29 protein-coding genes are annotated in these 25,625 nt (G+C 58.8%); 7 read left to right on the top strand and 22 right to left on the bottom strand.

Annotated elements, in window-relative coordinates:
* Positions 1 to 148 precede the first annotated feature (148 nt).
* Complete coding sequence (rpsT, locus tag AB5Y51_RS05625) at positions 149 to 412, top strand: 30S ribosomal protein S20 (protein ID WP_005308808.1); 264 nt, start codon at positions 149 to 151, stop codon at positions 410 to 412.
* A 48-nt stretch (positions 413 to 460) separates the two neighbouring features.
* On the opposite strand, the gene AB5Y51_RS05620 is transcribed toward rpsT, so the two are convergent.
* The 8 genes from AB5Y51_RS05620 to rppH form a co-directional block, all read right to left on the bottom strand.
* Positions 461 to 763 carry a metalloregulator ArsR/SmtB family transcription factor gene (locus AB5Y51_RS05620; RefSeq protein WP_029313781.1) on the bottom strand — a complete coding sequence of 101 codons (303 nt, stop codon included), beginning with the start codon at positions 761 to 763 and terminating at the stop codon, positions 461 to 463.
* A 48-nt stretch (positions 764 to 811) separates the two neighbouring features.
* Entirely contained in the window at positions 812 to 1,744 is a 933-nt protein-coding gene (gene nhaR, locus AB5Y51_RS05615) for a transcriptional activator NhaR (protein WP_219604073.1), read from the bottom strand.
* A complete protein-coding gene (locus tag AB5Y51_RS05610) occupies positions 1,731 to 2,135 on the bottom strand; it encodes a hypothetical protein (protein ID WP_041201435.1) in 405 nt (134 codons plus the stop codon). The genes nhaR and AB5Y51_RS05610 overlap by 14 nt, the downstream gene beginning before the upstream one ends.
* Positions 2,132 to 3,322 (bottom strand): Na+/H+ antiporter NhaA, encoded by a 1,191-nt coding sequence (gene nhaA, locus AB5Y51_RS05605; RefSeq protein WP_010673093.1) that lies wholly within the window; start codon positions 3,320 to 3,322, stop codon positions 2,132 to 2,134. Before nhaA ends, AB5Y51_RS05610 begins: the two co-directional genes overlap by 4 nt.
* Before the next feature lie 279 nt (positions 3,323 to 3,601).
* A complete protein-coding gene (thyA, locus tag AB5Y51_RS05600; RefSeq protein WP_039039983.1) occupies positions 3,602 to 4,396 on the bottom strand; it encodes a thymidylate synthase in 795 nt (264 codons plus the stop codon).
* A complete protein-coding gene (gene lgt, locus AB5Y51_RS05595) occupies positions 4,396 to 5,220 on the bottom strand; it encodes a prolipoprotein diacylglyceryl transferase (RefSeq protein WP_039039982.1) in 825 nt (274 codons plus the stop codon). The genes thyA and lgt overlap by 1 nt, the downstream gene beginning before the upstream one ends.
* 66 nt (positions 5,221 to 5,286) lie before the next feature.
* Positions 5,287 to 7,566, bottom strand: a complete 2,280-nt coding sequence (ptsP, locus tag AB5Y51_RS05590) for a phosphoenolpyruvate--protein phosphotransferase (protein WP_041214477.1) — start codon at positions 7,564 to 7,566, stop codon at positions 5,287 to 5,289.
* Between the two features lie 13 nt (positions 7,567 to 7,579).
* Positions 7,580 to 8,107: an RNA pyrophosphohydrolase gene (gene rppH, locus AB5Y51_RS05585; RefSeq protein WP_010673089.1), complete on the bottom strand. Its 528-nt coding sequence runs from the start codon at positions 8,105 to 8,107 to the stop codon at positions 7,580 to 7,582.
* Between the two features lie 731 nt (positions 8,108 to 8,838).
* Between rppH and mutH the strand changes: the two genes are divergently transcribed.
* Together mutH and AB5Y51_RS05575 are read left to right on the top strand one after the other, a co-directional pair.
* Positions 8,839 to 9,513: a DNA mismatch repair endonuclease MutH gene (gene mutH / locus AB5Y51_RS05580; RefSeq protein WP_042014896.1), complete on the top strand. Its 675-nt coding sequence runs from the start codon at positions 8,839 to 8,841 to the stop codon at positions 9,511 to 9,513.
* A gap of 83 nt (positions 9,514 to 9,596) precedes the next feature.
* Positions 9,597 to 9,926, top strand: coding sequence for an isoamylase early set domain-containing protein (locus tag AB5Y51_RS05575; protein WP_010673087.1), 330 nt, complete (start codon positions 9,597 to 9,599; stop codon positions 9,924 to 9,926).
* 102 nt (positions 9,927 to 10,028) lie between these two features.
* Here AB5Y51_RS05575 and rplS read toward each other — a convergent pair whose 3' ends face one another.
* From rplS to ffh, 5 genes are all read right to left on the bottom strand, one after another.
* Complete coding sequence (gene rplS / locus AB5Y51_RS05570; protein ID WP_005313505.1) at positions 10,029 to 10,376, bottom strand: 50S ribosomal protein L19; 348 nt, start codon at positions 10,374 to 10,376, stop codon at positions 10,029 to 10,031.
* 32 nt (positions 10,377 to 10,408) lie between these two features.
* On the bottom strand, positions 10,409 to 11,158 hold the full coding sequence (gene trmD, locus AB5Y51_RS05565) for a tRNA (guanosine(37)-N1)-methyltransferase TrmD (protein ID WP_010673086.1): 750 nt from the start codon (positions 11,156 to 11,158) through the stop codon (positions 10,409 to 10,411).
* A gap of 34 nt (positions 11,159 to 11,192) precedes the next feature.
* Positions 11,193 to 11,714 (bottom strand): ribosome maturation factor RimM, encoded by a 522-nt coding sequence (rimM, locus tag AB5Y51_RS05560; RefSeq protein ID WP_039039979.1) that lies wholly within the window; start codon positions 11,712 to 11,714, stop codon positions 11,193 to 11,195.
* Positions 11,715 to 11,738: 24 nt separating this feature from the next.
* On the bottom strand, positions 11,739 to 11,987 hold the full coding sequence (rpsP, locus tag AB5Y51_RS05555) for a 30S ribosomal protein S16 (protein ID WP_010673084.1): 249 nt from the start codon (positions 11,985 to 11,987) through the stop codon (positions 11,739 to 11,741).
* Positions 11,988 to 12,166: 179 nt separating this feature from the next.
* Positions 12,167 to 13,546, bottom strand: a complete 1,380-nt coding sequence (gene ffh / locus AB5Y51_RS05550) for a signal recognition particle protein (protein WP_010673083.1) — start codon at positions 13,544 to 13,546, stop codon at positions 12,167 to 12,169.
* A 285-nt stretch (positions 13,547 to 13,831) separates the two neighbouring features.
* Between ffh and ccsA the strand changes: the two genes are divergently transcribed.
* Together ccsA and AB5Y51_RS05540 are read left to right on the top strand one after the other, a co-directional pair.
* On the top strand, positions 13,832 to 14,623 hold the full coding sequence (ccsA, locus tag AB5Y51_RS05545; protein WP_039040017.1) for an inner membrane protein YpjD: 792 nt from the start codon (positions 13,832 to 13,834) through the stop codon (positions 14,621 to 14,623).
* A gap of 39 nt (positions 14,624 to 14,662) precedes the next feature.
* Positions 14,663 to 15,943, top strand: a complete 1,281-nt coding sequence (locus tag AB5Y51_RS05540) for an HlyC/CorC family transporter (RefSeq protein WP_010673081.1) — start codon at positions 14,663 to 14,665, stop codon at positions 15,941 to 15,943.
* A gap of 30 nt (positions 15,944 to 15,973) precedes the next feature.
* On the opposite strand, the gene AB5Y51_RS05535 is transcribed toward AB5Y51_RS05540, so the two are convergent.
* Positions 15,974 to 16,441 carry an Rrf2 family transcriptional regulator gene (locus AB5Y51_RS05535; RefSeq protein WP_039039978.1) on the bottom strand — a complete coding sequence of 156 codons (468 nt, stop codon included), beginning with the start codon at positions 16,439 to 16,441 and terminating at the stop codon, positions 15,974 to 15,976.
* Between the two features lie 111 nt (positions 16,442 to 16,552).
* Here AB5Y51_RS05535 and hmpA point away from each other — a divergent pair, with 111 nt between their 5' ends.
* On the top strand, positions 16,553 to 17,746 hold the full coding sequence (gene hmpA / locus AB5Y51_RS05530) for an NO-inducible flavohemoprotein (protein ID WP_368178137.1): 1,194 nt from the start codon (positions 16,553 to 16,555) through the stop codon (positions 17,744 to 17,746).
* 82 nt (positions 17,747 to 17,828) lie between these two features.
* Here the strand turns inward: hmpA and AB5Y51_RS05525 are convergent, their stop codons facing one another.
* The 6 genes from AB5Y51_RS05525 to AB5Y51_RS05500 all read right to left on the bottom strand — a co-directional run bounded on the left by AB5Y51_RS05525 (position 17,829) and on the right by AB5Y51_RS05500 (position 22,828).
* The gene (locus AB5Y51_RS05525) at positions 17,829 to 18,419 is read right to left on the bottom strand and encodes a flagellar protein MotX (protein WP_323891765.1); all 591 of its coding nucleotides are present in this window, start codon (positions 18,417 to 18,419) and stop codon (positions 17,829 to 17,831) included.
* A gap of 409 nt (positions 18,420 to 18,828) precedes the next feature.
* Entirely contained in the window at positions 18,829 to 19,764 is a 936-nt protein-coding gene (mdh, locus tag AB5Y51_RS05520) for a malate dehydrogenase (protein WP_010673076.1), read from the bottom strand.
* Between the two features lie 242 nt (positions 19,765 to 20,006).
* Complete coding sequence (gene artM, locus AB5Y51_RS05515; protein ID WP_010673075.1) at positions 20,007 to 20,669, bottom strand: arginine ABC transporter permease ArtM; 663 nt, start codon at positions 20,667 to 20,669, stop codon at positions 20,007 to 20,009.
* 2 nt (positions 20,670 to 20,671) lie between these two features.
* Positions 20,672 to 21,322 carry an arginine ABC transporter permease ArtQ gene (gene artQ, locus AB5Y51_RS05510; RefSeq protein WP_042014905.1) on the bottom strand — a complete coding sequence of 217 codons (651 nt, stop codon included), beginning with the start codon at positions 21,320 to 21,322 and terminating at the stop codon, positions 20,672 to 20,674.
* A gap of 3 nt (positions 21,323 to 21,325) precedes the next feature.
* Positions 21,326 to 22,063, bottom strand: a complete 738-nt coding sequence (locus AB5Y51_RS05505) for an arginine ABC transporter substrate-binding protein (RefSeq protein ID WP_042882134.1) — start codon at positions 22,061 to 22,063, stop codon at positions 21,326 to 21,328.
* A gap of 24 nt (positions 22,064 to 22,087) precedes the next feature.
* The gene (locus AB5Y51_RS05500; protein WP_041214472.1) at positions 22,088 to 22,828 is read right to left on the bottom strand and encodes an ATP-binding cassette domain-containing protein; all 741 of its coding nucleotides are present in this window, start codon (positions 22,826 to 22,828) and stop codon (positions 22,088 to 22,090) included.
* Positions 22,829 to 23,028: 200 nt separating this feature from the next.
* Here AB5Y51_RS05500 and argR point away from each other — a divergent pair, with 200 nt between their 5' ends.
* Positions 23,029 to 23,499 carry a transcriptional regulator ArgR gene (gene argR, locus AB5Y51_RS05495; RefSeq protein WP_005308670.1) on the top strand — a complete coding sequence of 157 codons (471 nt, stop codon included), beginning with the start codon at positions 23,029 to 23,031 and terminating at the stop codon, positions 23,497 to 23,499.
* A 79-nt stretch (positions 23,500 to 23,578) separates the two neighbouring features.
* Here the strand turns inward: argR and AB5Y51_RS05490 are convergent, their stop codons facing one another.
* Together AB5Y51_RS05490 and AB5Y51_RS05485 are read right to left on the bottom strand one after the other, a co-directional pair.
* Entirely contained in the window at positions 23,579 to 24,484 is a 906-nt protein-coding gene (locus AB5Y51_RS05490) for a Dyp-type peroxidase (protein WP_323882157.1), read from the bottom strand.
* 89 nt (positions 24,485 to 24,573) lie between these two features.
* Positions 24,574 to 25,608: an ABC transporter ATP-binding protein gene (locus AB5Y51_RS05485; protein WP_323882158.1), complete on the bottom strand. Its 1,035-nt coding sequence runs from the start codon at positions 25,606 to 25,608 to the stop codon at positions 24,574 to 24,576.
* Positions 25,609 to 25,625: the final 17 nt, after the last annotated feature.

Here is a 25,625-nt window from a genome sequence, read left to right as displayed (position 1 = left end):
AATCGGCCGACAGTTTAACCGTCTCCCATCTGACACACCACCGGGGGGCGGTGTTTATTTGCACAAATCATTTGACAATATGTGGTTGGGAAGGCATATTTCCGGGCCTTTTCAATACACTCGCTAAGACAGTTTTAGGAGTTTTACCTTGGCTAACATCAAATCTGCTAAGAAGCGTGCTCTTCAGTCAGAGAAACGTCGTCAGCACAACGCCAGCCGTCGTTCCATGACCCGTACCTACCTGAAGAAAGTGATCGCTGCCATCGCCTCTGGTGACAAGGCTGCTGCCACTGCCGCTTTCGCTGTTGCTCAGCCGATCATGGATCGTATGGCGACCAAAGGCCTGATCCACAAGAACAAAGCTGCTCGTCACAAGAGCCGCCTGTCTGCCCAGATCAAAGCCATGGCTTAATCAGCATCCGCTGATGAAAGCTGAAAAAACCGGCCTAGTGCCGGTTTTTTATTTGGGGTCGCTACAGTACAGTCTGTGCAACAGTCCGATCATCTCACGCACTTCATGGCTGCGCAGGGAATAATAGACCGTCTGGGCTTCCTTCCTCGTCGCCACCAGCTCATCCCGGCGCAACACCGCCAGATGCTGCGACATGGCTGACTGGCTCAATCCCAATACCTCGTTCAGCTCGCCGACCGACAGCTCCCTATCCAGCAACTGGCACAAGATAAACAGCCGCCGTTCATTGGCCAATGCCTTGAGCAGGGTGACGGCACGCCCGGCATTCGCTTCCATCTCTTCCAATTGCATCTCACCCTCCTCTTCCAAGACAGGCATCATAGCGCCGTCACCGTCGATTTAAAACGAGAGGCTTGCCGGCTGAATGGCCGTGAAATCCTCCTGCCCGGCAAAGAGGAAGGAGAAATCACTCTCGCATACTCGCTTGACCGCAGGATGTTGGATCATCCGCTCGGCAAAGATGACGTAATACTCCTCCATCAGATCCTGGGTTTCACCCAGCAGCATCACCTCCTCCCCCTCCAGGATCTCTTCCCGATAGATGGTCGGAGCCATGAAGATGCCCTGGTTGAAGAAGCCGAACGCCTTCATCAGCGCCGCATCATCGAATTCTCCCAGAATACTGGGGGAAATCCCCTGCTGCTCGAACCACTGGGTCAGTTGACGCCCCATGGCGGTACGGCGGCCCGGGATGAGCAGCTTGCGCTCTTCCAGGCAAGCAGGGAAAGGCTGGGAGGGCAGAGGCGCCTTGCAGAAGAAACTGACGCCGCATCCCCCCAGACGCTTGGACAGCAACCCGGCATGCTGGCTGGAGTCCACCGGGCAATCAGAGAGGATCATGTCGAGCTTGTGCTCGCTCAACTGCTCCAGGAGCAGTTCATGGGTCGACTCGAAGCAGCGCAGGTGAATGGAACCATCATTGGGGATCACGGAGAGCAGTACCCGGCTGGCGAGCCGCTTGGAGAGAGCATCGGCGATGCCCACATCGAACAGGATCTGGCTCTCCTTGCGGTAGTTGACGATATCCAGCATCTCGTAGGAGAGGCTGAACATCTTGTCCGCATAGCGAAACACCAGTTGGCCAAGCTCGGTGGCCTCAAGGGTGCGTCCCTTTCTGATCAGCAACTTGCCGCCAAGACGCTGTTCGAGCAGCTTGATCTGACCAGTCACGGTCTGCGGAGTCAAAAAGAGGGCTTCCGCCGCCTGCGTGACGGAGCCCTTCTTCTGAGTCATCCAAAAATAGTAGAGATGGTTGTAGTTAAGGTGTGACATCCGATGGGGTTCCCGCGCCAGGCGGGCTCCGGTAGCAGCTGAGTTCAACCGCCAGAATGTCATACATGTCGCTGATCGAGTCAACCTTGTTCGCGTCGAACTGTGCCTGCAGATGGGCCTTGAGACGACCGGCATCCGGCATTCGCTCGGTGCAATAGCGCTTGTTGGACAGCTTGACTCGCTCGCCGGCACGACTGCTCAGTGCCCGTTCGGCGAAGGTCTCTCCGAACCGGGCTTTTACCTGTGAGTCCCCCAGCATGAGTGCGCTGTCGACCACCCCGTTGAGATAGGCAGAGCAACTTGCCGAGGTGGCATCCCGCTGACAATCGACCAGACCATTTGCCCAGATTGCAGGGCTCGCCAGCATGACTAACCATCCTAGTTTTCTCATAACCCCTCCGTACTTTGATTCGCCTCCCGATTGGGCAGCGATATCCGCAGTGCGATGTAACCGATCACAGCCGCGAGTGTGGAACCTGCTAGGATCCCGAGGCGCGAGTAGCTGCCGTAGTCCAGTCCGCCATGCTCGAATGCCAGCGATGCGATAAACATCGACATGGTAAAGCCGATGCCACACAGAATGCTGACGGCAAAGATCTGTCTGAAGTTCACTCCTTGCGGCAGTTGGGCAATGCCTGATTTCACTGCCAGCCAGCTGATGGTGAAAATCCCGAGCGGCTTGCCGACGAAGAGCCCCAGGATGATCCCCATGGGGAGCGGATTGAGCAGAGCCGAGAAGTAGATCCCCTCCAGCGATACCCCGGCGTTGGCGAAAGCGAAAAGTGGCAGGATCAGGAAGGCGCTCCAGGGGTGCAGCACATGCTCCAGATGCTTGAGTGGCGATGCGTAACGCTTGCCGTTGAGGGGGATCATGAAGCCCACGATGACCCCCGCCAGGGTCGCATGGACACCGGACTTGAGCACGGCAACCCAGAGCACCAGGCCGACCAGCATATAGAGTCCAATCCTGTCCTCACCACGGCGATTCATCCAGAGCAAGGCCAGGGTGGCCACCACACCTATCGCCAGCGCAGTCAGCGACAGTTGCTGGGTGTAGAAGAGGGCAATGATGATGATGACCCCCAGATCGTCCATGATAGCCAGCGCCAGCAAGAAGACCTTGAGGCTGGTCGGTACCCGCTTGCCCAGCAGCGCCATGACCCCGAGAGCGAAGGCGATGTCGGTTGCGGCCGGAATCGCCCAGCCAGCACGGGTCGCCTCGTCCCCGTAGTTGAAGAAGCTATAGATGAGTGCCGGTGCCAACATGCCCCCCACGGCAGCAATGGCCGGGAAGGTTGCCTGCACCCGGGAGGAAAGCGCTCCCTCCAGCATCTCTCGCTTCACCTCGAGACCCACCAGCAGGAAGAAGATCGCCATGAAGCCATCATTGATCCAGAGCAGCAGCGGCTTGTTGATGTCGAGGGCCGCGATGCGAACCTGCACCTCGGTATTGAGGAAGCTCTGATAGTGTTGCGCCAGCGCCGAATTGGCCAGGCCGATGGCAAGCAGGGCGGCCAGGATCAGAATGATCCCGGAAGCGGACTCCAGTTTGAGAAAACGCTTGAATACATCGCTCATATCTAACTACCCATAAAATTGCATCTTTTCAGTCTAGGGCTCGAGTAGCTCAATGAAAAATCGTTTCTTACGGCTGATAACAACGAAAAAACCGAAAGCAAAACAGATAATGCCTGCTATAAGCAGGTTATTTCCCCTTTTCAGGAGCCATCTCTCCACCCGGAATGTTGCATATTAATTCACAGAAAATGCAAAAAGGCACCCGAAGGTGCCTCTAACAGCTGAGTGTCGATTCATCGTCACCTGGGAGACGATACTCGCCCCAGGCTCATTACCTACTCAAATAGCGACAGGCGCCTTGATCCCAGGATGGGGATCATAGCCCTGGATCTCGAAATCCTCGAATCTGTAATCGAAGATGGAGTCAGGTTTGCGCTTGATCACCAGTTGCGGCAGGGGGCGCGGCTCGCGGGTGAGTTGCAGTGCCGTCTGCTCCATGTGGTTGGAATAGAGGTGCACATCGCCACCGGTCCAGACAAAGTCACCCACTTCCAGATCGCACTGCTGCGCCATCATGTGGGTCAGCAGCGCATAGCTGGCAATGTTGAACGGCAGGCCAAGGAAAACATCACAACTACGCTGGTAGAGCTGGCAGGAGAGCTTGCCATCCGCCACATAGAACTGGAAGAAGGCGTGGCAGGGTGCCAACGCCATTTTGTCCAGCTCGCCCACGTTCCAGGCGGAGACGATGATGCGGCGGGAATCCGGGTTGTGCTTGATATCGTCCACCGCCTTCTGGATCTGGTCGATGACAGACCCATCGGCCGCCGGCCAGGAGCGCCACTGGGCACCATAGACAGGCCCCAGATCACCGTGCTCGTCGGCCCACTCGTCCCAGATGCTGACACCGTGCTCTTTCAGATAGGCGGTGTTGGTATCGCCGTTGAGGAACCAGAGCAGCTCGTGAATGATGGAGCGCAGGTGGCACTTCTTGGTGGTCACCAGCGGGAATCCCTCGGCCAGGTTGAAGCGCATCTGATGACCGAACAGGGAGACGGTCCCGGTCCCGGTGCGATCGGATTTGACGGTCCCTTCATCCAGAATTTTCTGCATCAGGTCGAGATAGGCACGCATTACTTCGCCTCCTTGGGTGCATTGCCGAACAGACGGGGCTGCTTGTAGGCGGCCCAGACCATGAGCGCACCCGCCACTATCATCGGGGTAGAGAGGATCTGGCCCATGCTGATCTCGTTGAAGTAGAGACCCAGCTGGCTGTCAGGCTGACGAACAAACTCCACCAGGAAGCGGAACAGACCGTAGAAGAGCAGGAACATCCCGGAAATGGCGCCACGTGGTGGGTGCTTGCGCCAGAACAGGTTCAGGATGATGAAGAGCACCACCCCTTCCAGCGCGAACTGATAGAGCTGGGACGGGTGACGCGGCTCGGGGCCAGCCTCGGGGAAGATGATTGCCCAGGGGACATCGGTCACCCGACCCCACAGCTCGCCGTTCATGAAGTTGCCGATGCGGCCAACACCGAGGCCGAACGGAATCAGCGGCGCCACGAAATCCGCCACGGTGAAGAAGTGGCGCTGGGTTTTGTGGGCAAACCAGATCATGGCGGTGATCACCCCGATGAGGCCACCGTGGAACGACATGCCACCGGTCCATATCTTGAACAGATAGGTCGGGTCGGCGAGGAAGAGATCGAAGTTGTAGAACAGCACATAGCCGATACGGCCACCCAGGATCACCCCAAGGAAGCCATAAAACAGCAGGTCGGATACCTCGTTGCGGGTCCAGCCGCTATTGGGTGCATCGGCGCGGCGACCTGCCAGCCACATGGCGAAGGCAAAACCGAACAGGTACATGAGACCATACCAGCGTACCGATAATGGTCCCAAACTGAATGCTACGGGATCAATCTGCGAGAAAACCCAATATCCGTCGTGCTGCATAGGCGGCCCCAATCATAAGAAAAGCCGCATTCTCCGATCATTCTTACGCAGTAACAAGGTGGAATATCAATCGGGCAGCCTGACCTTGTGCCCAGCCCGCAGCAATCCGCCCAGACCGTGCTCTTCCAGATAGCGGGCAAACAGGCCCCGCAGCACGTGAGGATTGTCATGCTTGAGACCATCCGCCATCAGCGCCTTCAACTCGCCAAGGTCGGATTGCCGCAGCACGTATTTGATGCGGGAGATGTTGTGGGTATTCATGCTGAAACGGCGATAGCCCATGGCCAGCAGCAGCAGCACCCCGACCGGATCGCCAGCCAGCTCGCCACAGACAGAAACCGGCTTGTGATAGCGCCGGGAGGCATCGACCAGCAGCTGCAAAGCGCGGATCACCGCGGGATGGAAGGCATCGTAGATGCTGGCGACACGGGCATTGTTGCGATCCACCGCCAGCAGGTACTGGGTCAGGTCGTTGCTGCCCACCGACCAGAAGTCGATGAGCGGCGCCATCTCCGGCAGGATGTACAGCGCGGAGGGGACTTCGATCATCACCCCGAGACTGGGGTAGCGGATCACCGCATCGCGGCTGGCCGCTTCTTCCGACACCTCGCGCCACGCCTGATCCAGCAGACGACGGGAGGCCTTGATTTCACTGACGCTGCTGATCATCGGCAGCATGATGGCCAGGTTGTCCAGCCCTTCGCTGGCCCGCAACATGGCCTTGAGCTGCACCAGGAAGAGTTCGGGGTGATCCAGGGTGAGCCGGATCCCCCGCCAACCAAGGAAGGGATTTTCCTCCACGATGGGGAAATAGGGCAGTTGCTTGTCCCCCCCTACGTCCAGAGTCCGCATGCAAACCGGGCGATCCCGATAGGTTTCCAGGATCCCGCGATAGCGGGCAGTCTGCTCCCACTCCGAAGGGAAGCTGTCCTGCAGCATGAAGGGGATCTCGGTGCGATAGAGCCCCACCCCGTCCGCCAGATGATTGAGGGAGATCTCGGTATCCGCACTCAGCCCTGCGTTGAGCAGCAGGGAGACCTTGGTGCCATCCGCGGTCTCGGAGGGCTGGTTGTCGACGCTACGCACCAGGGTGTCGAGTGCCCGCTCCTCACTCAGCAGTTGCCGGTACTCGGTCAGGATCACCTGGTTGGGTTCGATGAAGAGATCGCCGCTGTAGCCATCGATGACCAGAGTGCGCCCGCCGATGTCACCGAGGGGCAGATCCACCCCCATGATGGCCGCCACCCCCATGGCACGGGCCAGGATGGCGGCATGGGAGTTGGTCCCGCCCTTGAGCGACACCACACCGCTCAGAAATTCCCTCGGGATCTCCGCAAGGATGGTGGCCGTCACTTCATCGGCGACCAGCACCACGGGTTCGCCGATGGTGAGCTGCTCGGGTTCGTCCTGCACCAGCCGGCTGATGAGCCGCTGGGCGATGTCTTTCACATCGGTGGAGCGTTCCCGCAGATAGGGATCCTTCATCCCCTTGAACTGCTCTATCAGCCGATCGCTGATGAGTTTGACCGCCGAGATCGCCGTCCAGTGTTCCTTGCTGACCTTGTTGCGGATGGGCTTGATGTAGCCGGGATCGTTAAGCAGGTGCAGATAGATGTCGAAGATGGCGACCGAGTCCTGGCTGTAGCTCTCGCGAAAGCGCAGTGCCAGGCTCTCCAGATCATGGCGCACTTCCTCCACCGCCAGCTCGAGACGGGCAAGCTGCTTGGCATGATCTTCATCCTTGCGCGGCGTGATGGTATTGAGCGCCTTGCGCGGACGCCACACCCAGGCCTTGGCGATGGCGATGCCACTCGCCCCGGCAATACCGCGCAGCGGCTTGCTCCAGTCGGTCTTCTGCAGCCACCCCTTGGCCTGGGCCTGGGCGATGCGGGCAGCCAGCTGAGCTGCCAGGGTGACCATGAAGGACTCCTCCCCCTCATCGAAGAGGCGGCTCTCCTTCTGCTGCACGACCAGAATCCCCACCACCTGACGCTGATGCATGATGGGAGCGCCGAGGAAGGAGCGAAACGCCTCTTCCGCCACATCGGGCAGGAACTTGAAACTGGGATGGGAGGGGGCATCGGCCAGGTTTATCAGCTCTTCACGCTGACCCACCAGACCGACGATACCCTGCTCGAACGGCAGGGTGGCCTTGCCCACGGCCGATTCGGCCAGACCATCGGTCGCAGCCAGTCGATAGCGGCGCATGTCGGGCTCGGCCACGTAGACGGAGCAGCAGTCCACCGTCATGGCGAGCCGGGTCTGGCTCACCAATGCTTGCAAGGCCTGTTCGAGGGTGTTGGCCTCGGCCATGCTTTCCACGATGCGTCTGAGTTCCGTCAGCAACTAGTTGTGCTCCTTAACGCGAGCGGTTGCGCCGCCCATCTTTTCGGTTAGCCTGCACCACGGGGACTGGCATGGCCAGCGGGGCAAACTCCTTCATCACCCGGCGGTAAACCTCCCGCTTGAAGGAGACGACCTGACGAACCGGGTACCAGAAGCTGACCCAACGCCAATCATCAAATTCCGGGTGACCATGACAGCCAAACTGGATCCTGGACTCTTTGCCAGGATCGAGCTGCAACAAAAACCATTTCTGCTTCTGGCCAATACAGACCGGTGAACTGTCCCAGCGGACGAGTCGTTTGGGTAAGCGATACTTCAGCCAGTTGCGACTGGTCGCCAGTATGGTCACATCGTCCTGCTTGAGGCCTATCTCCTCATACAGCTCACGATACATGGCCTGTTCCGGCGATTCACCATCATCAACCCCCCCCTGCGGAAACTGCCAGGAGTGCTGCCCATAGCGCTTAGCCCACAATACTTGTCCGTCACGGTTACAGATCACGATGCCGACATTGGGACGAAATCCGTCACCATCTATCACGTGATCACCTTATAAAGGCTGAATCTATAACGAGATTGTTCCACATTCACCCCGTGGCGGCAAACAGGGACTGTCATCTTCCATTCATGAATAACTTGGCATTTCAAGCAAAGTTATAAACAAATTGAAGGTTCATGCTAGGCAAGTTGCCCACCCAGACTGTGCATAAACCTGTGATCAAGCAGGTATATACAGTAGTTTTATACTGTGGCATTGCACGGAAGCATATCATACCCGATTCACTTAAAAACAAAATATACATTTAAATACATAAGGTTATAGTTTAATTGCTGGATCAAGATCCATGTCTTTTGCCTAAGAGGATCCAGCCTGTCAATTGTGAACAAGTTCGACTGTTCAAAGATCCACCAAGACGGATTTATCCACAGATATGGCGCATTATCTGCACCGAAATGGCGCTGAAAATCGGCGTACTCTCACATTTATTTCTGGTGCCACGCTTCCTTTCACCACTTTACGCCAGTTATCCAAGATTTCTGTGGATAACTGTGTGCAACAGCTTGCACAAACCCTTGGACAACTCGTTTATGCGGGGATCCGGCGGGCTAATATACTGGATAAATAAAGTAAAACCCTTTAAAATCATTTAGATATGTTGAATTCTGTCCCCCATGTCTCCCTGTGTATAGTCCGGCGAGGATCGGTTATAAAATCAGCGATACCATGCAAGGATCCGTATTGCGATGTCTATTATCTCCAGAGGAGCCCTCATGCCTGCCAATCCCCAGTCAGAACAAGAGCTGCTCAGTCGAGCCTACGCCATGGCTGGCTTCACTCTGGCCCAGCTTGCCGCAACGGCGGGCATCCCCGTACCGCGGGATCTCAGACGTGACAAGGGCTGGACAGGGCAGTTGATCGAGTGGCAGCTGGGGGCCAGTGCAGGTAGCCGTCCCGAGCAGGATTTTCCGGATCTCGGTATCGAGCTCAAGACGATCCCCGTCGATCCTCAAGGGCGCCCGCTGGAAACCACCTTTGTCTGCGTGGCCCCCCTCATCGGGGTCAGCGGCCAGCGCTGGGAGGAGTCGAACGTGCGCAACAAGCTGTCGCGGGTGCTCTGGATCCCGGTGGAAGGCAGCCGCGACATCCCTGTCGGCGACCGTCGCGTCGGCATGCCGCTGCTATGGAGCCCGAATGAAGAGGAAGAAGGACTGCTGCGCCAGGACTGGGAAGAGCTGATGGACATGATAGTGCTGGGGGAAGTGGAGCAGATCAGCGCCCGCCACGGCCAGGTATTGCAGCTGCGCCCCAAGGCGGCCAACAGCAAGGCGCTGACCCGCGCCATCGGCCGCAATGGCCAACCCATCATGACGCTACCACGGGGCTTCTACCTCAAGATCGAGTTCACCCATCAACTCCTGCAGCGCCATTTTGCCCTCCCCCTTTGATCCTGTTTATCAACATCCTTGTCATAAAGTGATATAAAAATAACCAGCGCTACTTTCTTCGCAGCCAGTGACAAGGAGTCCATATGCCGATCAACAAGCAATTCCTCAAATCCCGTCCCGAGGTCAAGGTGACCTTTGCCGTCGAAAAGGAGGCCGCCGGTGATGCCGAGCAGGTCTTGCTGCTGGGTGAATTCAGCCAGTGGCAGCCCATTGAACTGAAGAGGATGAAAAACGGGGAGTTCAAGGCGACACTCAACCTGCCGACCGATGGCCCCAGCCATTTCGAGTATTGCTATCAGCTAGTGCAACCCGATGGTGAAACCCTTTATGACAACGACTGGGAGGCGGACGACTATGTGCCTGGCCCCTTCGGGCGTGACAACTCGGTGGTGCGGGTCAGCCAGCCCGGTTGAGCCAATACCCCGCACACGGATACAAAAAAGGCTCGCCATTGGCGAGCCTTTTCACTACCTGTCGAGCTTTTCGCCGACATACCGACACCAATTCGAATCGAATTAGTTGAGCTTCTCTTTGATACGAGCAGCTTTGCCGGACAGGTTGCGCAGGTAGTACAGTTTGGCGCGGCGAACATCACCACGACGCTTCAGTTCTACACTGTGGATCAGCGGAGAGTGAGTCTGGAATACACGCTCAACACCTTCGCCGTTGGAGATCTTGCGAACGGTGAAAGCAGAGTGCAGACCGCGGTTACGCTTGGCAATCACGATGCCTTCGAAAGCCTGCAGACGCTCTTTACCACCTTCTTTAACACGAACTTGAACACGTACGGTGTCGCCCTGGGCAAAAGCCGGGATGTCGGTACGCAGTTGCTCTTGTTCAAGCTGCTGAATAATCTTGCTCATTGTCTTTCCTTACCTAGGATAAACTGAAAACTCTACTTAACGCTGTCACGCACTTCGCGGACATACTCGGCAAGAAGTGATTCTTGCTCGTCAGTCAGAGCTAGGTTGTTAATAAGTTCCGGCCTTCTCTGCCAGGTTCGTCCGAGCGATTGCTTGAGTCGCCAGCGCCGAATCACTTCGTGATTGCCGCTTGTCAGCGCCTCGGGCACCGTCAGCCCATCCAACACCTCCGGCCGAGTATAGTGGGGATGATCCAGCAGCCCATCCGTGAAGGAGTCCTGCTCGGCACTGGCCTGATCACCCAAGACCCCCGGGACCAGACGCGAAACCGCATCGATCAGAGTCATGGCAGGCAACTCGCCACCACTTAACACGTAATCCCCGATAGACCACTCTTCGTCGACTTCGGTTTGTATCACGCGCTCATCGATACCTTCGTATCGACCGGCGACCAGAATCAGTTTCTGATTCGTCGCCAACTCGGTCACGCCCGCTTGAGTCAGCTTGCGTCCCTGAGGAGAGAGATAGATGACTTTCGCCCCGTCTCCCGCCGCTTGCTTGGCTGCATGAATGGCATCACGCAGCGGCTGAACCATCATCAACATGCCGGGCCCACCACCATAAGGACGATCATCGACCGTACGGTGTTTGTCGTGGGTGAAGTCCCGAGGGTTCCAGCACTCAATCTGCAGCAGGCCACTCTTGACGGCCCGACCCGTTACCCCGTGCTCGGTAATGGCTCGGAACATTTCCGGGAAGAGGCTAATCACCCCAATCCACATGAGAAACCTCCGGCACCCGTGTTAGCGCGGGAAACTAGAAACCAGGATCCCAATCAACTTCGATTGTTCGAGCAGTCAGATCAATATTCTTGATCACCTGCTCTTCCAGGAACGGTATCAACCGCTCCTTTGCACCAAAGGCATCTTTTACATTGGCCTCAACCACCAACACATCGTTGGAGCCGGTTTCCATCAATTCGGTCACCTTGCCCAGGTCGTATCCCTTGGTGGTTACCACGGTGCAACCAATGAGGTCACGCCAGTAGAACTCCCCTTCGGGCAACGCAGGCAACAGATCGGCGGGGACGCCAATCTCGACGTTGGTCAATGCCAGGGCATCCTCACGCACATCGATACCATCGAGTTTGCAGATCAGACCCTTGTTGTGACGCTTCCAGGATGACACCCGGATTTCACGCCACGCCCCGTTCTGATTGATCAGCCAGGGGTTGTAATCGAAAATCGCTTCGGCAACATCGGTGAAGGAGTTCACTTTAAGCCAGCCCTTGATCCCGTAAACGGTCCCCAGGGTGCCCAGAACTACAGGTTTTTCCACCTTAACTCCCTACCGTTTGGCTGATTAAGCAGCTTTGGCAGCGTCTTTGATCAGCTTGGCAACGCGGTCAGAAACAGCGGCACCAGTAGCAACCCAATGCTCGATACGAGCCAGGTCCAGGTTCAGCTTTTCAGCGTTACCAGCAGCAACCGGGTTGAAGAAACCGACGCGCTCGATGAAACGACCGTCACGGGCGTTACGGCTGTCAGCAACTACTACCTGGTAGAACGGACGCTTTTTCGCGCCACCACGTTGTAAACGAATGGTTACCATATCGTCCTCATAAACATCTAATGAACAAGGCCTGCAAATACGCAGACCCTAGCTTAAAATAAGCCGCGTAATTCTACTTGGATTCGTAATAATTGCAACCAAGCCAGCTATTTTTTGCGCAGGGATTGGCATGAAAAAGGCTCACCAGGGTGAGCCTTTCTGCCTGACCAGCAGGAAAATCAGAACGGACCGCGACCGCCACCACCGAATCCGGGGGGCAGCATGTTCTTCATCTGGCCCATCATCTTGCGCATGCCGCCCTTGCCGGACATCTTCTTCATCATGCGCTGCATCTCGGTGAACTGCTTGAGCAACTTGTTCACATCCTGGACCTGCATGCCGGAGCCCGCAGCGATGCGGCGCTTGCGGGAGCCCTTGATGAGATCGGGATGGGCACGCTCTTTCGGCGTCATGGAGCTGATGATGGCCTCCATCCGCACGGTGAGCTTGTCATCCATCTGATCCTTGATGTTGTCCGGCAGGCCGGACATACCGGGCAGCTTGTCGAGCATCCCCATCATGCCACCCATGTTGCGCATCTGGGCCAGCTGCTCACGGAAGTCTTCCAGGTCGAAGCCCTTGCCGCTCTTGACCTTGCTGGCCAGCTTGGCCGCCTTCTCTTTATCGACGTTGCGCTCCACCTCTTCGATGAGAGAGAGCACATCCCCCATGCCGAGGATGCGGGAGGCGAGACGATCCGGATGGAACGGCTCCAGCGCGTCGGTCTTCTCGCCCATACCGATGAACTTGACCGGTTTGCCGGTGATGTGACGCACCGACAGTGCGGCACCACCGCGGGCATCACCGTCTGCCTTGGTGAGGATGACACCGGTGAGCGGCAGCGCTTCGTTGAAGGCCTTGGCGGTATTGGCAGCATCCTGGCCTGTCATGGCATCCACCACGAACAGGGTTTCGACCGGCTTGATGGTGGCGTGCAGATCCTGGATCTCCGCCATCATTTCGCCATCGACGTGCAGACGACCGGCAGTATCGACGATCACCACGTCATAGAACTTCTTGCGCGCCTGATCGATGGCGGCAGTGGCAATGGCGATCGGTTTCTGGCTGGCATCACTCGGGAAGAAGTCGACACCGATGTCGCCCGCAAGGGTCTCAAGCTGCTTGATCGCCGCCGGACGGTAGACGTCCGCACTGACCACCAGCACCTTTTTCTTGCTGCGCTCCTTGAGCAGTTTGGCCAGTTTGCCGACCGTAGTGGTCTTACCGGCCCCCTGAAGACCTGCCATCAGGATAATGGCCGGCGGCTGGGCAGCCAGGTTGAGCTGTTCGTTGGCCTCCCCCATCACGGTGACCAGTTCGCCATGGACGATCTTGATGAAGGCCTGGCCCGGGCTCAGGGATTTGGCCACTTCCTGGCCCACGGCACGTTCCTTAACGCGCGCCACGAAATCGCGCACCACCGGCAGGGCGACGTCCGCCTCGAGCAACGCCATGCGGACTTCGCGCAGGGTATCCTTGATGTTCTCTTCGGTCAGGCGGCCGCGGCCGCTGACATTGCGCAGGGTGCGCGAGAGTCGTTCAGTCAAATTCTCAAACATGACGCTTTCCGGTTCTTGGCGTGACACTGGGGGCATTATACCCCGGTCAGCACTCTAGGGACGATTACTCGCCGCTTGCCGCGGCGGCCTGCCATCGAACGGGCAGGTCAACAAATGAAGGGCAGTATACCCCAGTCAACGCCGGAGGACGATTATTCGCCGCACGGTGACCATCAACGCCTACTTATATGTGGGCAGTTAGCCTCTGGCACAACTGGCGAGCATATCTTGCGCAAGGTATACTGCCCCTCTTATCCATAAAGCTTGTTTGACAACGACCTGGTTATGATCGTGATCTCTGTTCTGGCCCTGGCGTTTTACCTGCTGGCCATCATCGCTTCACTGCACCTGCTGCTCAGCGCCAAGCCCGTCGGGCAAGTATCGCTGTTCGCCTGTGTCGGCCTGGCCCTGACCGCCCATGGCATGGCGGTGGGCAGCGAAGTGCTGGCCACCCATTCCGGCCAGAATCTCAGCATGTTGAACGTGGCGTCCCTGGTCAGCCTTATCATCAGTTGCTTCATGACCTGCGTCACCCGACGCTTCAACGGCTGGATCCTGCTGCCCGTCGTCTACAGTTTTTCAGCCCTGCTGCTGGCAGCCAGCGCGCTCATTCCCGGGCGCTACATCACCCATCTGGAAGCGCACCCCCAGTTACTGCTGCACATAGGCCTCGCGCTGATGGCCTATTCGGTACTGATGATCGCCTGCTTGTTTGCCCTCCAGCTTGCCTGCCTGGACAGGCAACTGAAATCCAGAAAGATCAGCCACCTGCCAGCCATGCCACCGCTGATGACAGTGGAGAAGCGCCTGTTTCAGCTCATTTCCGCAGGTCTGCTGCTGCTGACCCTCTCCATCGCATCCGGCCTGTTCTTCCTGGAAGACATGTTTGCCCAGGGCAAGTCCCACAAGGCCATCCTCTCTATCCTGGCCTGGTGCGTCTACGCTCTGCTGCTCTGGGGTCACCATACCCGTGGCTGGCGCGGCCGCAAGGTCATCATGCTGAGCCTCATCGGCAGCTTCATCCTGACACTGGCCTATTTTGGCAGCCGCTTCGTCAAGGAAGTGCTGCTTAGCTGACGCACGAACATTCCCCAACCATCCTTACAGGAGCCCTTCTTGGACAGTATCTCAACGAGTACATTGCTGATTGTTCTCGTTATCTTGATCCTTTTGTCAGCCTTCTTCTCCAGTTCCGAAACCGGTCTGATGTCGCTCAACCGCTACAAGCTGCGGCATCTGGCCCAGACCAAGCACAAAGCTGCCCGCCGGGTCGAGAAGCTGCTGGCTAGGCCGGACCGCCTGCTTGGCCTCATTCTCATCGGCAACAATCTGGTCAACATCCTGGCCTCCGCCATCGCGACCATCGTCTGCATCCGGCTGTTCGGGGATCTCGGCGTCGCCATTGCCACCTTCGGGCTGACCCTGGTGGTACTGGTATTCGGGGAAGTCACCCCCAAGACACTGGCGGCCATGTTCCCCGAGCGGATAGCCTACCCTGCCTCCTGGATCCTCAAGGGGCTGATGGTGCCGTTCGCTCCCCTTGTCTGGCTCATCAACAGCATCACGAACCTGCTGCTGAAACTCTTGCGTCTAGAGCACAACAAGGATGACTCCCTCAATTCCGAAGAGCTGCGCACCATCGTCAACGAGGCGGGCAATCTCATTCCCAAGCACCACCAGGAGATGCTGATAAGCATCCTGGATCTCGACAAGATGACGGTGGAGAACATCATGGTCCCGCGCAGCGAGATCTCCGCCATCGACATCAATGACGACTGGAAGATCATACTGCGCCAGCTGGCCCACTGCGCCCACACCAAGATCCTGCTCTATCGCGACAACATCGATGACGTCGTCGGCTTCCTGCACTCACGGGATGCCCTGAGACTGGTCGCCCGGGATCAGTTCAGCAAGTCCAGCCTGCTGCGGGAAGTCGACCCCATCTATTTCATCCCCCAGGGAACCCCCCTCAACGTGCAGTTGGCCAAGTTCCAGCGCAACAAGGAGCGAATTGGCCTTATCGTCGACGAATATGGCGATATTCAGGGGCTGATCACCCTGGACGACATCCTGGAAGAGATTGTCGGTGACTTCACCACCTCCATGACACCGACCCCGAGTGACGAGATCCATCCCCAGCCGGACGGCTCCTTCCTGGTCGAAGGCTCCGCCAGCATCCGCGAGCTGAACAAGGAGATGGACTGGCACCTGCCCATGGACGGCCCACGGACCCTCAATGGCGCCATCCTGGAGTACCTTGAGGAGATCCCCCAACCCAACATCAGTGTCAGGCTGGCGGGCTACCCTATCGAGATTCTCGAAGTGGAGAACAACATGGTGAAGATGGCGAGGATCATGCCGCACCTGTACCGGGACGATTCAGGGTACGAGGATTGAAAAAAGGCTGCCAATGGCAGCCTTTTTGTTTCACTCGCTCTCGTCATCCGGCTCCAGCACCAGAGTGGGGATGAGCTCACCGAACACCTGCTGCAACTCGTCACGGTTTGCCAGCAAATCCTGCAGCGTATAACCATCCATCACCGCGAGGAAGGCGTTCATCGCCTCCTTCAAGGCACTCTTGAGCAGACAGACGGAGACGATATGGCAGACCGGGGAGCTGCAGTCGATCCCGTCCAGATTGCCTTCCAACGCCCGGATCACTTGTCCGATATTGATCTCGTCGGGGGAGCGCGCCATGCGGATGCCACCATTCTTGCCGCGTTGTGACTGCAGATAGCCCAGTTTTACCAACTGGTTCACCACCTTCACCATGTGGTTGCGGGATACGTCGTACAAGGCGGATACCTTGGCCACGCTCGACAGTTCCCCCTCCGGCAGGGTGGCCAGATAGAGCAGGGCTCTCAATCCAAAATCGGTATAGCTCGTTAGTCTCATAGTGCCTGTAGCGCCTAGCGCGAAGAATTGATGATTGATCCAGATCAATTAAACATTTAGGATGCAACTTAATAAGTGACATTCCAGATGTTCAATTAGAAAGGACCTCCTATGTTAGACCAAGCCACCATCGCCGTCATCAAGAGCACCATTCCTTTGCTCGAATCGGCGGGCCCTGACCTCACACGGCACTTTTATCAGCGCATGTTCAGCCACAATCCCGAGTTGAAGGATCTCTTCAACCTGGCTCACCAGCGTAGCGGGGGACAGCCCTTGGCACTGTTCAGTGCGGTGGCGGCCTATGCCAGGAACATCGACAATCTGGGGGCCCTGGCCGGAGCCGTTGAACGCATCGCCCACAAACACACGGGTTTCCTGATCCAGCCGAAACAATATCACATTGTGGGTAGTCATCTCTTGGCCACGCTCAAAGAAATGGGTGGCAACGCTGTCACGGAGGAGGTCCTTACCGCCTGGGGCAAGGCGTACGGTGTGCTGGCCGACATCTTTATCGGCCGGGAGAGCGAGCTCTATCGGGAAAAGGCAAGCCAGGACGGTGGTTGGCAGGGAACCCGCCCTTTCATCATCAAGGAGAAGCGTCAGGAGAGTGAACTCATCACCTCTTTCGTCCTGGCCCCCCTCGATGGCAACCCCGTGTTGCGTTTCAAACCGGGGCAATATCTCAGTATCAAGCTGGTTCATCCCGCCCTCGAGCATCAGGAGATCCGCCAGTACTCCCTCTCGGACGCCCCCAATGGCCGCGACTACCGCATCAGCGTCAAGCGCGAACCCAGGGGTCAGGCCTCCAACCTGTTGCATGATCATCTTCACATCGGTGACACGGTCGACATCATGCCGCCGGCCGGCGACTTCTTCCTGCAAGAGGAGATAGACACGCCCGTGGTGCTGATCTCCGCCGGGGTCGGCCTCACCCCCATGCTGAGCATGCTCAACCACTTGCTGGCCGAGGGCCCGGATATGGATATTCGCTGGCTTCACGCCTGCGAACATGGCGCCCACCACGCGTTCAGGGACGAGATCCGGGCAAAGAGCAGGCAATACGGGAAACTGGAGAGCCGGATCTGGTATCGGGAGCCGGGGGAGCAGGATGTCAAAGGAGAGGATTACGACTTCAGCGGCACTCTGGCACTGGAGCAGGTCACCGACCTCATTCCGGCCGACGCCCACTACTATTTCTGCGGCCCTGTCCCGTTCATGAAGGCAGTCAAAGCTCAGCTGGAGAATGTGGGCGTGCCTGCAGGGCGGATGCATTACGAGGTCTTCGGCCCCCATCAGGGCCTCTGATCCCTCCCCTGACCGGGAGAATGCACAAGGCCCACAAGCACAGCTTCGTGGGCCTTGTAATATCAAAGCGGGCTACCAGGACTCAGTGCATCGCCTTGGCACGAGCGATGGCATTGGCGGGCATCCGGTTGCCGAGCCGGCTGAGCAGGCTCGCCGCCTTCTGGTGCATGGCCTTGTCGCCGATGACGGCGCCGTGCAGCCAGTGATAGGCCTCCTCGTAATCCAGGGGACTCCCCATGCCCTGCAACAGCATCTCGACCCACTCCATCTGGGCCCGCAGGAAGCCGAGGCTGGCGGCCTCCCGCATCAGGGTCTCGGCCCGCGCCAGATCCTTCTGGACCAGGATGCCCTTCCAGTAATAGCGGCCGAGCTGCTCCAGTGCGGGTGCTAGCCCCTGGTTCGCCGCCTCCCACATGTATTGCACCCCGATCTGGGCGTCCGGCTTGATGCAGACGCCCCAGGCGAGCATGTCTCCCCAGAGGAACTGATAGGCGGGGATCTTCATCACCGAGGCCCGCGCCTCGATATCCTGGGTGAGCTGGCACCTGTCCTGCTTCACCCGGGCCAGATGGCGCCCCTGCTCTATCCAGTTGAGCAGTTCGTCCTGGCGATAAAGCGGCACGGCCTGCAACTCTCCCGCAGCAGCGGATGCCTGCGTCGTCGCCCTGGGCAGCGGCGCAGCTGCCGGTGCGGACGGTACAGGTGCGGATGCGGATGGCGCCTGGGCTGGCGCTGCTGACACAGGGAGGGATGGCGTGGCGACAGAAGAGGCTGGCGTCAGGGCTGGCTGGGCCGATGATGAGGCCGGTGACAAGGGTGCAAACGCCGCGGATGGCGGCGCGGCAGCAACCGCCACCGCCTGGGTGGGCGCGGCGGCCGAGGTGGGCTCCGCACCCTGCAAGGGGAAGCTGCACACACCGATAATGGCGATGAGGGTTCTTGGTTTTATCATAGGGATCTCCTGCTGCCTTCTGTTATCGGCAGCCAGGGCCATCTCCTTAGCCCACCACATTAGCCCGCCACACCCAACCCCGAAAATGACAAAGGGGAGCCTGGGCTCCCCTTGCGATAAACGCGGCGACTTATTTGACGAAGTCGACACCCAACTGGATGTCGGCCTTCAGGGTGGCCAGCATGCTGTCCATCGCTTCCTGTTCGAAGGCGCTCAGTTTGCCGTAGTCCAGCACGGTTTCGACGCCGTTCTTGCCGAGCAGCACCGGCTGCGCGAAGAAGGTGGCGTGCTCACCGTTGCCTTCCACATAGGCACACTCGATGACGTTGGCTTCCCCTTGCAGACCCTTGATGAGCGACAGACCGAAACGGCAGGCTGCCTGACCCATGGAGAGAGTGGCAGAACCGCCACCGGCCTTGGCTTCCACCACTTCGGTACCGGCATTCTGAATGCGCTTGGTCATGGCAGCCACTTCCTCAGCGGTGAAGCTGGCGCCTTCAACCTGGGAGAGCAGCGGCAGAATGGTCACGCCACTGTGACCGCCGATGACGTTGACACGTACCTTGTCAACGTTCAGGCCCTTGGCTTCGGCCACGAAGGTCTCGCCACGGATCACATCCAGGGTGGTCACGCCGAACAGACGACGCTTGTCATAGACACCGGCTTTCTTCAGCACTTCGGCGGCGATGGCGACCGTGGTATTGACCGGGTTGGTGATGATGCCGATCAGTGCTTTCGGGCAGGAAGCGGCGCACTTTTCCACCAGGTTCTTGACGATCCCGGCGTTGATGTTGAACAGGTCGGAACGGTCCATGCCGGGCTTGCGCGCCACGCCGGCAGAGATCAGCACGACATCGGCGCCGACCAGAGCCGGGCTCGGATCTTCACCGCAGAAACCTTTTACTTTCACGTCAGTCGGGATGTGGCTCAGGTCCGCCGCCACGCCCGGAGTGACCGGGGCAATGTCATACAGGCTCAGTTCGGAACCGGCAGGCAGGCGGTTTTTCAACAGCAGAGCGAGGGCTTGGCCGATGCCACCGGCGGCACCCAGAACGGCAACTTTCATGATCAACTCCATGTCTAAGCGTAGGTTTAAGGTTGTTTCTAGTTGGGTTAACGCTGATTCTTATTGTGCGCCTCACCTTAAAGGATCCCCTCCTAAAAAACAATCTGATAACAGTTGTAATCACGGGTTCTGTGAGCCAGGGAACAAGCGGCGATGAAAGCGGAGAGGAATATGCGATAAATGGGAGGAAAGACACAGATTTCCTGTGCTCCCCTCACCATTAAGAGGTAAATGTGACTGCTTCAGGACTGGAAAGCCAGTGCCCGACGCTCACACCAGCGGAAACCAATTGTTAACAATCCATTCATGGTCAGATAGAGCGCTCCGGCCACGGTGAACACCGCCAGGGTGTCATAGGTCTGGGCATTGAGACGCTGGGCCAGCCCCATGATGTCCATGATGGTGATGGTACTGGCGAGCGAACTCCCCTTGAGCACCAGGATCACCTCGTTGGAATAGGCGGGGACCAGCCGACGGGCGGCATGGCGGGTCTTCATCCACAGGGTCTGTCCGGCGGAGAAGCCGAGCGCACGGCAGGCCTCCACTTCACCGGCGGGGATGGCGTCGAGCGCCCCCTTGAACAACCGGGTGGAGTAGGCTGCTGTATTGAAACCGAGCGCCAGCACGGCGCAGAACCAGGGTTGCTTGAGCAGCGGCCAGAGCGGCCCCGCCTTGAGCCATTCAAACTGGCCAGGCCCGTAGTAAATGAGAAAGATCTGGATGAGCAGCGGCGTACCGGTAAAGACCAGTACCCAGAGCTGCACCAGCTGGGTCGCCACCGGAATGCGGCGCTCCAGCACCCAGGTCATGCCGGCCGCCATCAGCACGCCCAGCAGCAAGCTGAATGCGGTGAGCTGCAAGGTGATCGCCAGCCCTCCCAGCAGGGTCATCAGGTAATCCTGCATGATCAGCCTCCGTAACGGCGGGTATAGCGGGACGCCTGCTTCAAGCCGAATTCACTCACCAGACTGATGGCCAGATAGATGAGGGCGGCAGCGGCGTACCAGGTGAAGGGTTGATAGGTGCTGGCCGAAGCCATCTGTGCCTGACGCATCATCTCGTTCACCCCGATGAGGGAGACCAGAGCGGTGTCTTTCAACAGCACCAGCCACTGGTTGCCGAGCCCGGGCAGGGCGTGACGCCAGGCCTGGGGCAGCACGATGCGAAAGAAGGTGTGCCCCTTGCCCAGGCCGAGCGCCTGCGCCGCCAGCCGCTGCCCAGGGGGCACCGCATTGAGGGCGGCACGCAGGGTCTGGGTGGCGTAGCTCGCAAACAGCAGGGAGAGCGCCAGCACACCGCAGGCGAACGGGCTGAACTCCACATACTCCCCGGTGATGAGGAACAGCACCTGGGTCGAGCCGAAGTAGATGAAGAGCACCACCAGCAACTCGGGCAGACCACGGATCAAGGTGGTCAGGGTGGCCACGGGCCACACCAACGCACGCTGCTTGCTCAACTCAGCCGCACTGAATGCCAGTGCCAGCACCATGCCACCGACCAGGGATGCCAGGGCCAGCCCGAGGGTCATCCAGGCTGCATCCAACAACAGGCTCAACATGGCTTACTGCGCGAAGTACTTGTCATAGATCTTCTGATAGGTGCCGTTGGCCCTGATCTCGGCCAGCCCCTTGTTCAGCTGGGTCAGCAGTTCCTGGTTGCCCTTGGCCACCGCGATGCCAAAACCGGTACCGAAGTACTTGGCGTCGGTCACCGGGGTACCGACCACGGCGTATTCCTTGTGCTGCTTGAGCCAGTCGGCGGCCACCGCCGTATCGGCAAACACGCCGTCAGTGCGGCCATTCATCATGTCGAGGAAGGCGCTCTGGTAGCTGGCGTAGGGCACGGTCAGCAGACCCTTGCTCACCCAGTTGTCCACCAGATAGGACTGGTGAGAGGTGCCGTTCTGCACGCCGACTGTCTTGTCCACCAGATCGTCCGGCCCCTTGAAGGTCTCTTTCTTGGCGACGAACACCGCGGAGTTCTCGTAATAGATATCGGAGAAGTCGACCTGGGCAGCCCGCTCCGGGGTCACGTCCATGGCGGCGATGACGGCGTCATAGCGACGGAACTTGAGGCTGGGGATCAGGCTGTCGAAGGCCTGGTTGTGGAAGCTGCACTCCAGCTTGGCCTGCTCACAGACCGCGCGGGCCAGATCGATGTCAAACCCCTGGAACTCGTTCTTGTCATCCAGGTATTCGAACGGCGCATAGGTTGCCTCAGTGGCGAACTTGATCTCTTTGGCCAGCACAGAAGTGCTCAGCAGACCCATGGCGGCGATCAGCAACAGACTCTTTTTCATGACAGCTTCCTTATCGACTCAATATCAATGCATCAAGAATTCGGCAAACCGGCTGGTTTGCGGGGACTGGAAGATGGCGGCGGTGCCGGATTCGATGATCCGCCCCTTCTCCAGATAGATCACCTGACTGGCCACCTTGCGGGCGAACTCCACCTCGTGGGTCACCACCACCTGGGTGATGCCGGTCTGGCTCAGGGTGCGGATGATCTCCGCCACCTCTTTGGTAATTTCGGGATCCAGGGCAGCCGTCGGTTCGTCAAACAACAGCACCTGGGGATCCATCATCAGGGTCCGGGCAATGGCGACCCGCTGCTGCTGGCCACCGGAAAGCCGTGCGGGCCAGGCGTCCCGCTTGTCGGCCAGTTGCAGCTGGGCCAGCAGATAGGCCCCTTTCTCGATGGCCGCCTCGCGGCTCATGCCGAGCACCTTGACGGGCGCTTCAATCAGATTCTCCATCACGGTGAGGTGCGGCCACAGATTGTACTGCTGGAACACCATGCCCACCTTGCGGCGCAGCGCCTGTGCCTGACGGTTGAATTCGGCAGTAGAGAGGCTGGACGGGAAAGAAAATTCACTGTCTGCGATGCGCAACACACCGGCATCCGGCGTGTCCAGCAAGTTCATCATGCGCAGCAGAGAGCTCTTGCCTGCCCCGCTCGGGCCCAGCAATACCAAGGTCTCGCCGGGAGCAGTCCGAAAGCTCACCTGCTGCAGTACCGGCACCTTGTGCCAGGATTTTTCGATGCCGATTAATTCGATACCCATACAGCCCAATTGAATAAGTTTTCAAAATTTCGTCCTGATTCTAGCGCCAGCATAAGTTGATGCAAGCTATATTTGAATCAATATGCAGAACAAGCGCCGCTTCCTTGCCAAAACAGGCATATGAATGCAAAATAGCAGCGCTGTTCGTATCTGCCGCCTGAGCGTGACAGGCGGTCACTCCCCTCATTCGTGAGTCCAAGATGAAACATAACGACAAGCAAGAAAAACTGGCCAAGGCCTTTAAAGCCTTGCTGAAAGAGGAGCGTTTCGGCTCCCAGGCAGAGATAGTGACTGCCCTGCAAGAGATGGGCTTCGAGAACATCAACCAATCCAAGGTCTCGCGCATGCTGAGCCGCTTCGGCGCCGTTCGCACCCGCAATGCCAAGATGGAGATGGTCTACTGTCTGCCGGTGGAACTGGGCGTGCCCACCACCTCCAGCCCCCTCAAGAACCTGGTGCTGGATGTCGACCACAACGGCGCTCTGGTGGTGATCCACACCAGTCCCGGCGCAGCCCAGCTGATCGCCCGCCTGCTTGACTCCCTCGGCAAGGCCGAAGGGATCCTCGGCACCATCGCCGGTGATGACACCATCTTCATCACACCGACCAGCGATACCGACATCGAGGAACTCTACCTCTCCGCCCTAGAGCTGTTCGAGCAGACGCCCTGATCCGGTCGCCTTGAGCGATCCGCACAAAAATCCCGGCCTTGGCCGGGATTTTTTGTTTTGAGCGGTCGGCAGGCCGGGCTTATTTGCCCTCGGCCACCAGAAAATCGACGGAAGGGGCGAAGAAGGCCGCGCCGGTCACCGCCCGGGTGAAGCGCAGCAGGTGGTCGAAGTGGCTCCCCTCCCCTTTGTACATGCTGGCCAGCATGGCGTTGAAGTGCAGCGGTGTGCGGCAGCAGGAGATGAAGTAGAGCCCCTGCTCGCTCATGGTGCCCCAGGGCATGCTCTGGCGCAGGATCTCCATGGACTCCCCCTTCGGGGTCTTGAGGTTGACCCGCTTGATGTGGGAAGTGAGCGGCTTGTCGGCGGACTCGTATTCGATGTTGTCGACCTTGGTGCGGCCTATGATGTCTTCCTGCTCCTTCAGGGCCAGCTTCTCCCAGTCGCTCATGGCGTGGACCCAGCGCTGCACGTGGATGTAGGAGCCACCGGCGAACTCGCCACCGTCCAGCAACGCCACCTCGGCGCGGTGCTCATCCTGCGGGTTCTCGGTGCCGTCGACGAAACCGGTCAGATCCCGGCAATCCTGGTTGCGAAAACCGCGAACTTCCTCGGCCAATTCAACAAGCCCGGCCAGCAGGGCCATGACGCGATGACCGGCATGATGCAGCACGTCCACCCGATCAGCACGCAATTGTACGAAGAGATCGAACGGGGTATTGGGGGCCTCCTGACCGTTGGCGGATTGCGCCATGAAACTGCGGAACTGGGGCGGCCGGGCGGCAGGATAGAGATCATCCCAGGCGTCGGCCCCGACGGCGACCAGACCGCTGAAGGCCGCATCGGGGAAGTCGGCGCTCACCGCCTCCCAGAGTGCTGGCAGGCTGGCCAGGCGGGAGGTCAGGGCAGCGGCGTCACCGGTGCGATTGAACATCAGATAGAGGGCGTGCAGATTCGGCTCTGCGCAGATCCCGGCTTGGGCTTTCATGTCTCTCTCCAAGTGCGTTGGCTATGGGCGTGGCGCGATTATAAACCAGCGCGCTTCCAGTTCATTGATTTCACGACAATACCACGCACTCAGGGCAAGGGGTCAAACAACACCAGGGCATGAGGCGCCACGGTCACCCGCGCGCGCTCCCCTTCCAGGGGCTCACCGATGCTGGCTTCCAGTTGCTGGCCGCCACACTCCACCAGTACCCGGCAGTGATGGCCCAGGAACTGTTGCTCACGCACCCGGAGCTCACCGTCATCCGCCGCCGTCAGCGCCAACTGCTGGGGTCTGAGCATGAGCTGCAACCGCTCCCCCACCGCGCGGCCATGGGGCTCCTGACCGCAGATGGTTCCAAGGAGGGTCTGCACGCAGTGGCTGTCCACCACCTCGGCCGCCAGATAATTGACCCCGCCGAGAAACTCCGCCACGAAGCGGTTCCCGGGGCGGCGATAGAGCTGCTCCGGCTCCCCCACCTGCTCGATGCGACCGGCGCGAAACAGGGCCAGCCGGTCGGCGAAGGCGAAGGCCTCTTCCTTGCTGTGGCTGACGAAGATGGCACCAATGCCCTGCTGTTTGAGCAGGGTGCGGATCTCGAGGATCAGTTTCATCCGCACCTGGGTGTCGATGTTGGAGAAGGGCTCGTCCAGCAGCATCAGGCGCGGCTTGCACACCAGGGCACGGGCGATGGCCACCCGCTGCTGCTGGCCGCCGGAGAGCTGATGGGGATAGCGCTCCCCCAGCCCCTGCAGGTTGACCAGCGCCAGCGCCTCGTTCACCTGCTGCTGGCGGCGGCCGCGATCCTGCCCGGTCAGGCCGAAGCCGACGTTCTCGGCCACCGTCAGGTGAGGAAAGAGAGCGTAATCCTGGAAGATCATGCCGATATGGCGGGCCTCCGGCGGCACACTCACGCCGGGGGCATCGAGCAGGGTCTCTCCCAGCCGGATCTCCCCCTGGGCCAGGGGCAGCAGACCGGCCACCGCCTTGAGCAGCGTGGTCTTGCCACAGCCGCTGGCCCCCAGCAGACAGACAATCTCGTTGTCGGCCACCTGCAGGGAGAGCTGCTCCAGCACGGGGCGGCCATTGTAGTGACAGCTGACCTTCTCGATATTCAGGCAGGACAAGGTTCTTTTCCTCTCGC

It is taken from the genome of Aeromonas sp. R7-1 (assembly GCF_040908115.1).
GTDB lineage: Bacteria > Pseudomonadota > Gammaproteobacteria > Enterobacterales > Aeromonadaceae > Aeromonas > Aeromonas caviae.
Note: the sequence above shows the minus strand (reverse complement) of the source record. Positions and strands in the feature narration are given on the sequence as shown.

Excerpts from the sequence above, each read along its gene's own strand:
- artM (WP_010673075.1), bottom strand. The coding sequence starts at position 20,669 with ATGCAGGATTACCTGATGACCCTGCTGGGAGGGCTGGCGATCACCTTG.
- lgt (WP_039039982.1), bottom strand. The coding sequence starts at position 5,220 with ATGCAGCACGACGGATATTGGGTTTTCTCGCAGATTGATCCCGTAGCA.
- rpsP (WP_010673084.1), bottom strand. The coding sequence starts at position 11,987 with ATGGTAACCATTCGTTTACAACGTGGTGGCGCGAAAAAGCGTCCGTTC.
- AB5Y51_RS05505 (WP_042882134.1), bottom strand. The coding sequence starts at position 22,063 with ATGAAAAAGAGTCTGTTGCTGATCGCCGCCATGGGTCTGCTGAGCACT.
- AB5Y51_RS05610 (WP_041201435.1), bottom strand. The coding sequence starts at position 2,135 with ATGAGAAAACTAGGATGGTTAGTCATGCTGGCGAGCCCTGCAATCTGG.
- nhaA (WP_010673093.1), bottom strand. The coding sequence starts at position 3,322 with ATGAGCGATGTATTCAAGCGTTTTCTCAAACTGGAGTCCGCTTCCGGG.
- AB5Y51_RS05620 (WP_029313781.1), bottom strand. The coding sequence starts at position 763 with ATGCAATTGGAAGAGATGGAAGCGAATGCCGGGCGTGCCGTCACCCTG.
- thyA (WP_039039983.1), bottom strand. The coding sequence starts at position 4,396 with ATGCGTGCCTATCTCGACCTGATGCAGAAAATTCTGGATGAAGGGACC.
- AB5Y51_RS05490 (WP_323882157.1), bottom strand. The coding sequence starts at position 24,484 with ATGAAAGCCCAAGCCGGGATCTGCGCAGAGCCGAATCTGCACGCCCTC.
- mutH (WP_042014896.1), top strand. The coding sequence starts at position 8,839 with ATGCCTGCCAATCCCCAGTCAGAACAAGAGCTGCTCAGTCGAGCCTAC.
- trmD (WP_010673086.1), bottom strand. The coding sequence starts at position 11,158 with ATGTGGATTGGGGTGATTAGCCTCTTCCCGGAAATGTTCCGAGCCATT.
- AB5Y51_RS05575 (WP_010673087.1), top strand. The coding sequence starts at position 9,597 with ATGCCGATCAACAAGCAATTCCTCAAATCCCGTCCCGAGGTCAAGGTG.
- ccsA (WP_039040017.1), top strand. The coding sequence starts at position 13,832 with ATGATCGTGATCTCTGTTCTGGCCCTGGCGTTTTACCTGCTGGCCATC.
- rplS (WP_005313505.1), bottom strand. The coding sequence starts at position 10,376 with ATGAGCAAGATTATTCAGCAGCTTGAACAAGAGCAACTGCGTACCGAC.
- nhaR (WP_219604073.1), bottom strand. The coding sequence starts at position 1,744 with ATGTCACACCTTAACTACAACCATCTCTACTATTTTTGGATGACTCAG.
- AB5Y51_RS05500 (WP_041214472.1), bottom strand. The coding sequence starts at position 22,828 with ATGGGTATCGAATTAATCGGCATCGAAAAATCCTGGCACAAGGTGCCG.
- hmpA (WP_368178137.1), top strand. The coding sequence starts at position 16,553 with ATGTTAGACCAAGCCACCATCGCCGTCATCAAGAGCACCATTCCTTTG.
- argR (WP_005308670.1), top strand. The coding sequence starts at position 23,029 with ATGAAACATAACGACAAGCAAGAAAAACTGGCCAAGGCCTTTAAAGCC.
- mdh (WP_010673076.1), bottom strand. The coding sequence starts at position 19,764 with ATGAAAGTTGCCGTTCTGGGTGCCGCCGGTGGCATCGGCCAAGCCCTC.
- artQ (WP_042014905.1), bottom strand. The coding sequence starts at position 21,322 with ATGTTGAGCCTGTTGTTGGATGCAGCCTGGATGACCCTCGGGCTGGCC.
- AB5Y51_RS05535 (WP_039039978.1), bottom strand. The coding sequence starts at position 16,441 with ATGAGACTAACGAGCTATACCGATTTTGGATTGAGAGCCCTGCTCTAT.
- ffh (WP_010673083.1), bottom strand. The coding sequence starts at position 13,546 with ATGTTTGAGAATTTGACTGAACGACTCTCGCGCACCCTGCGCAATGTC.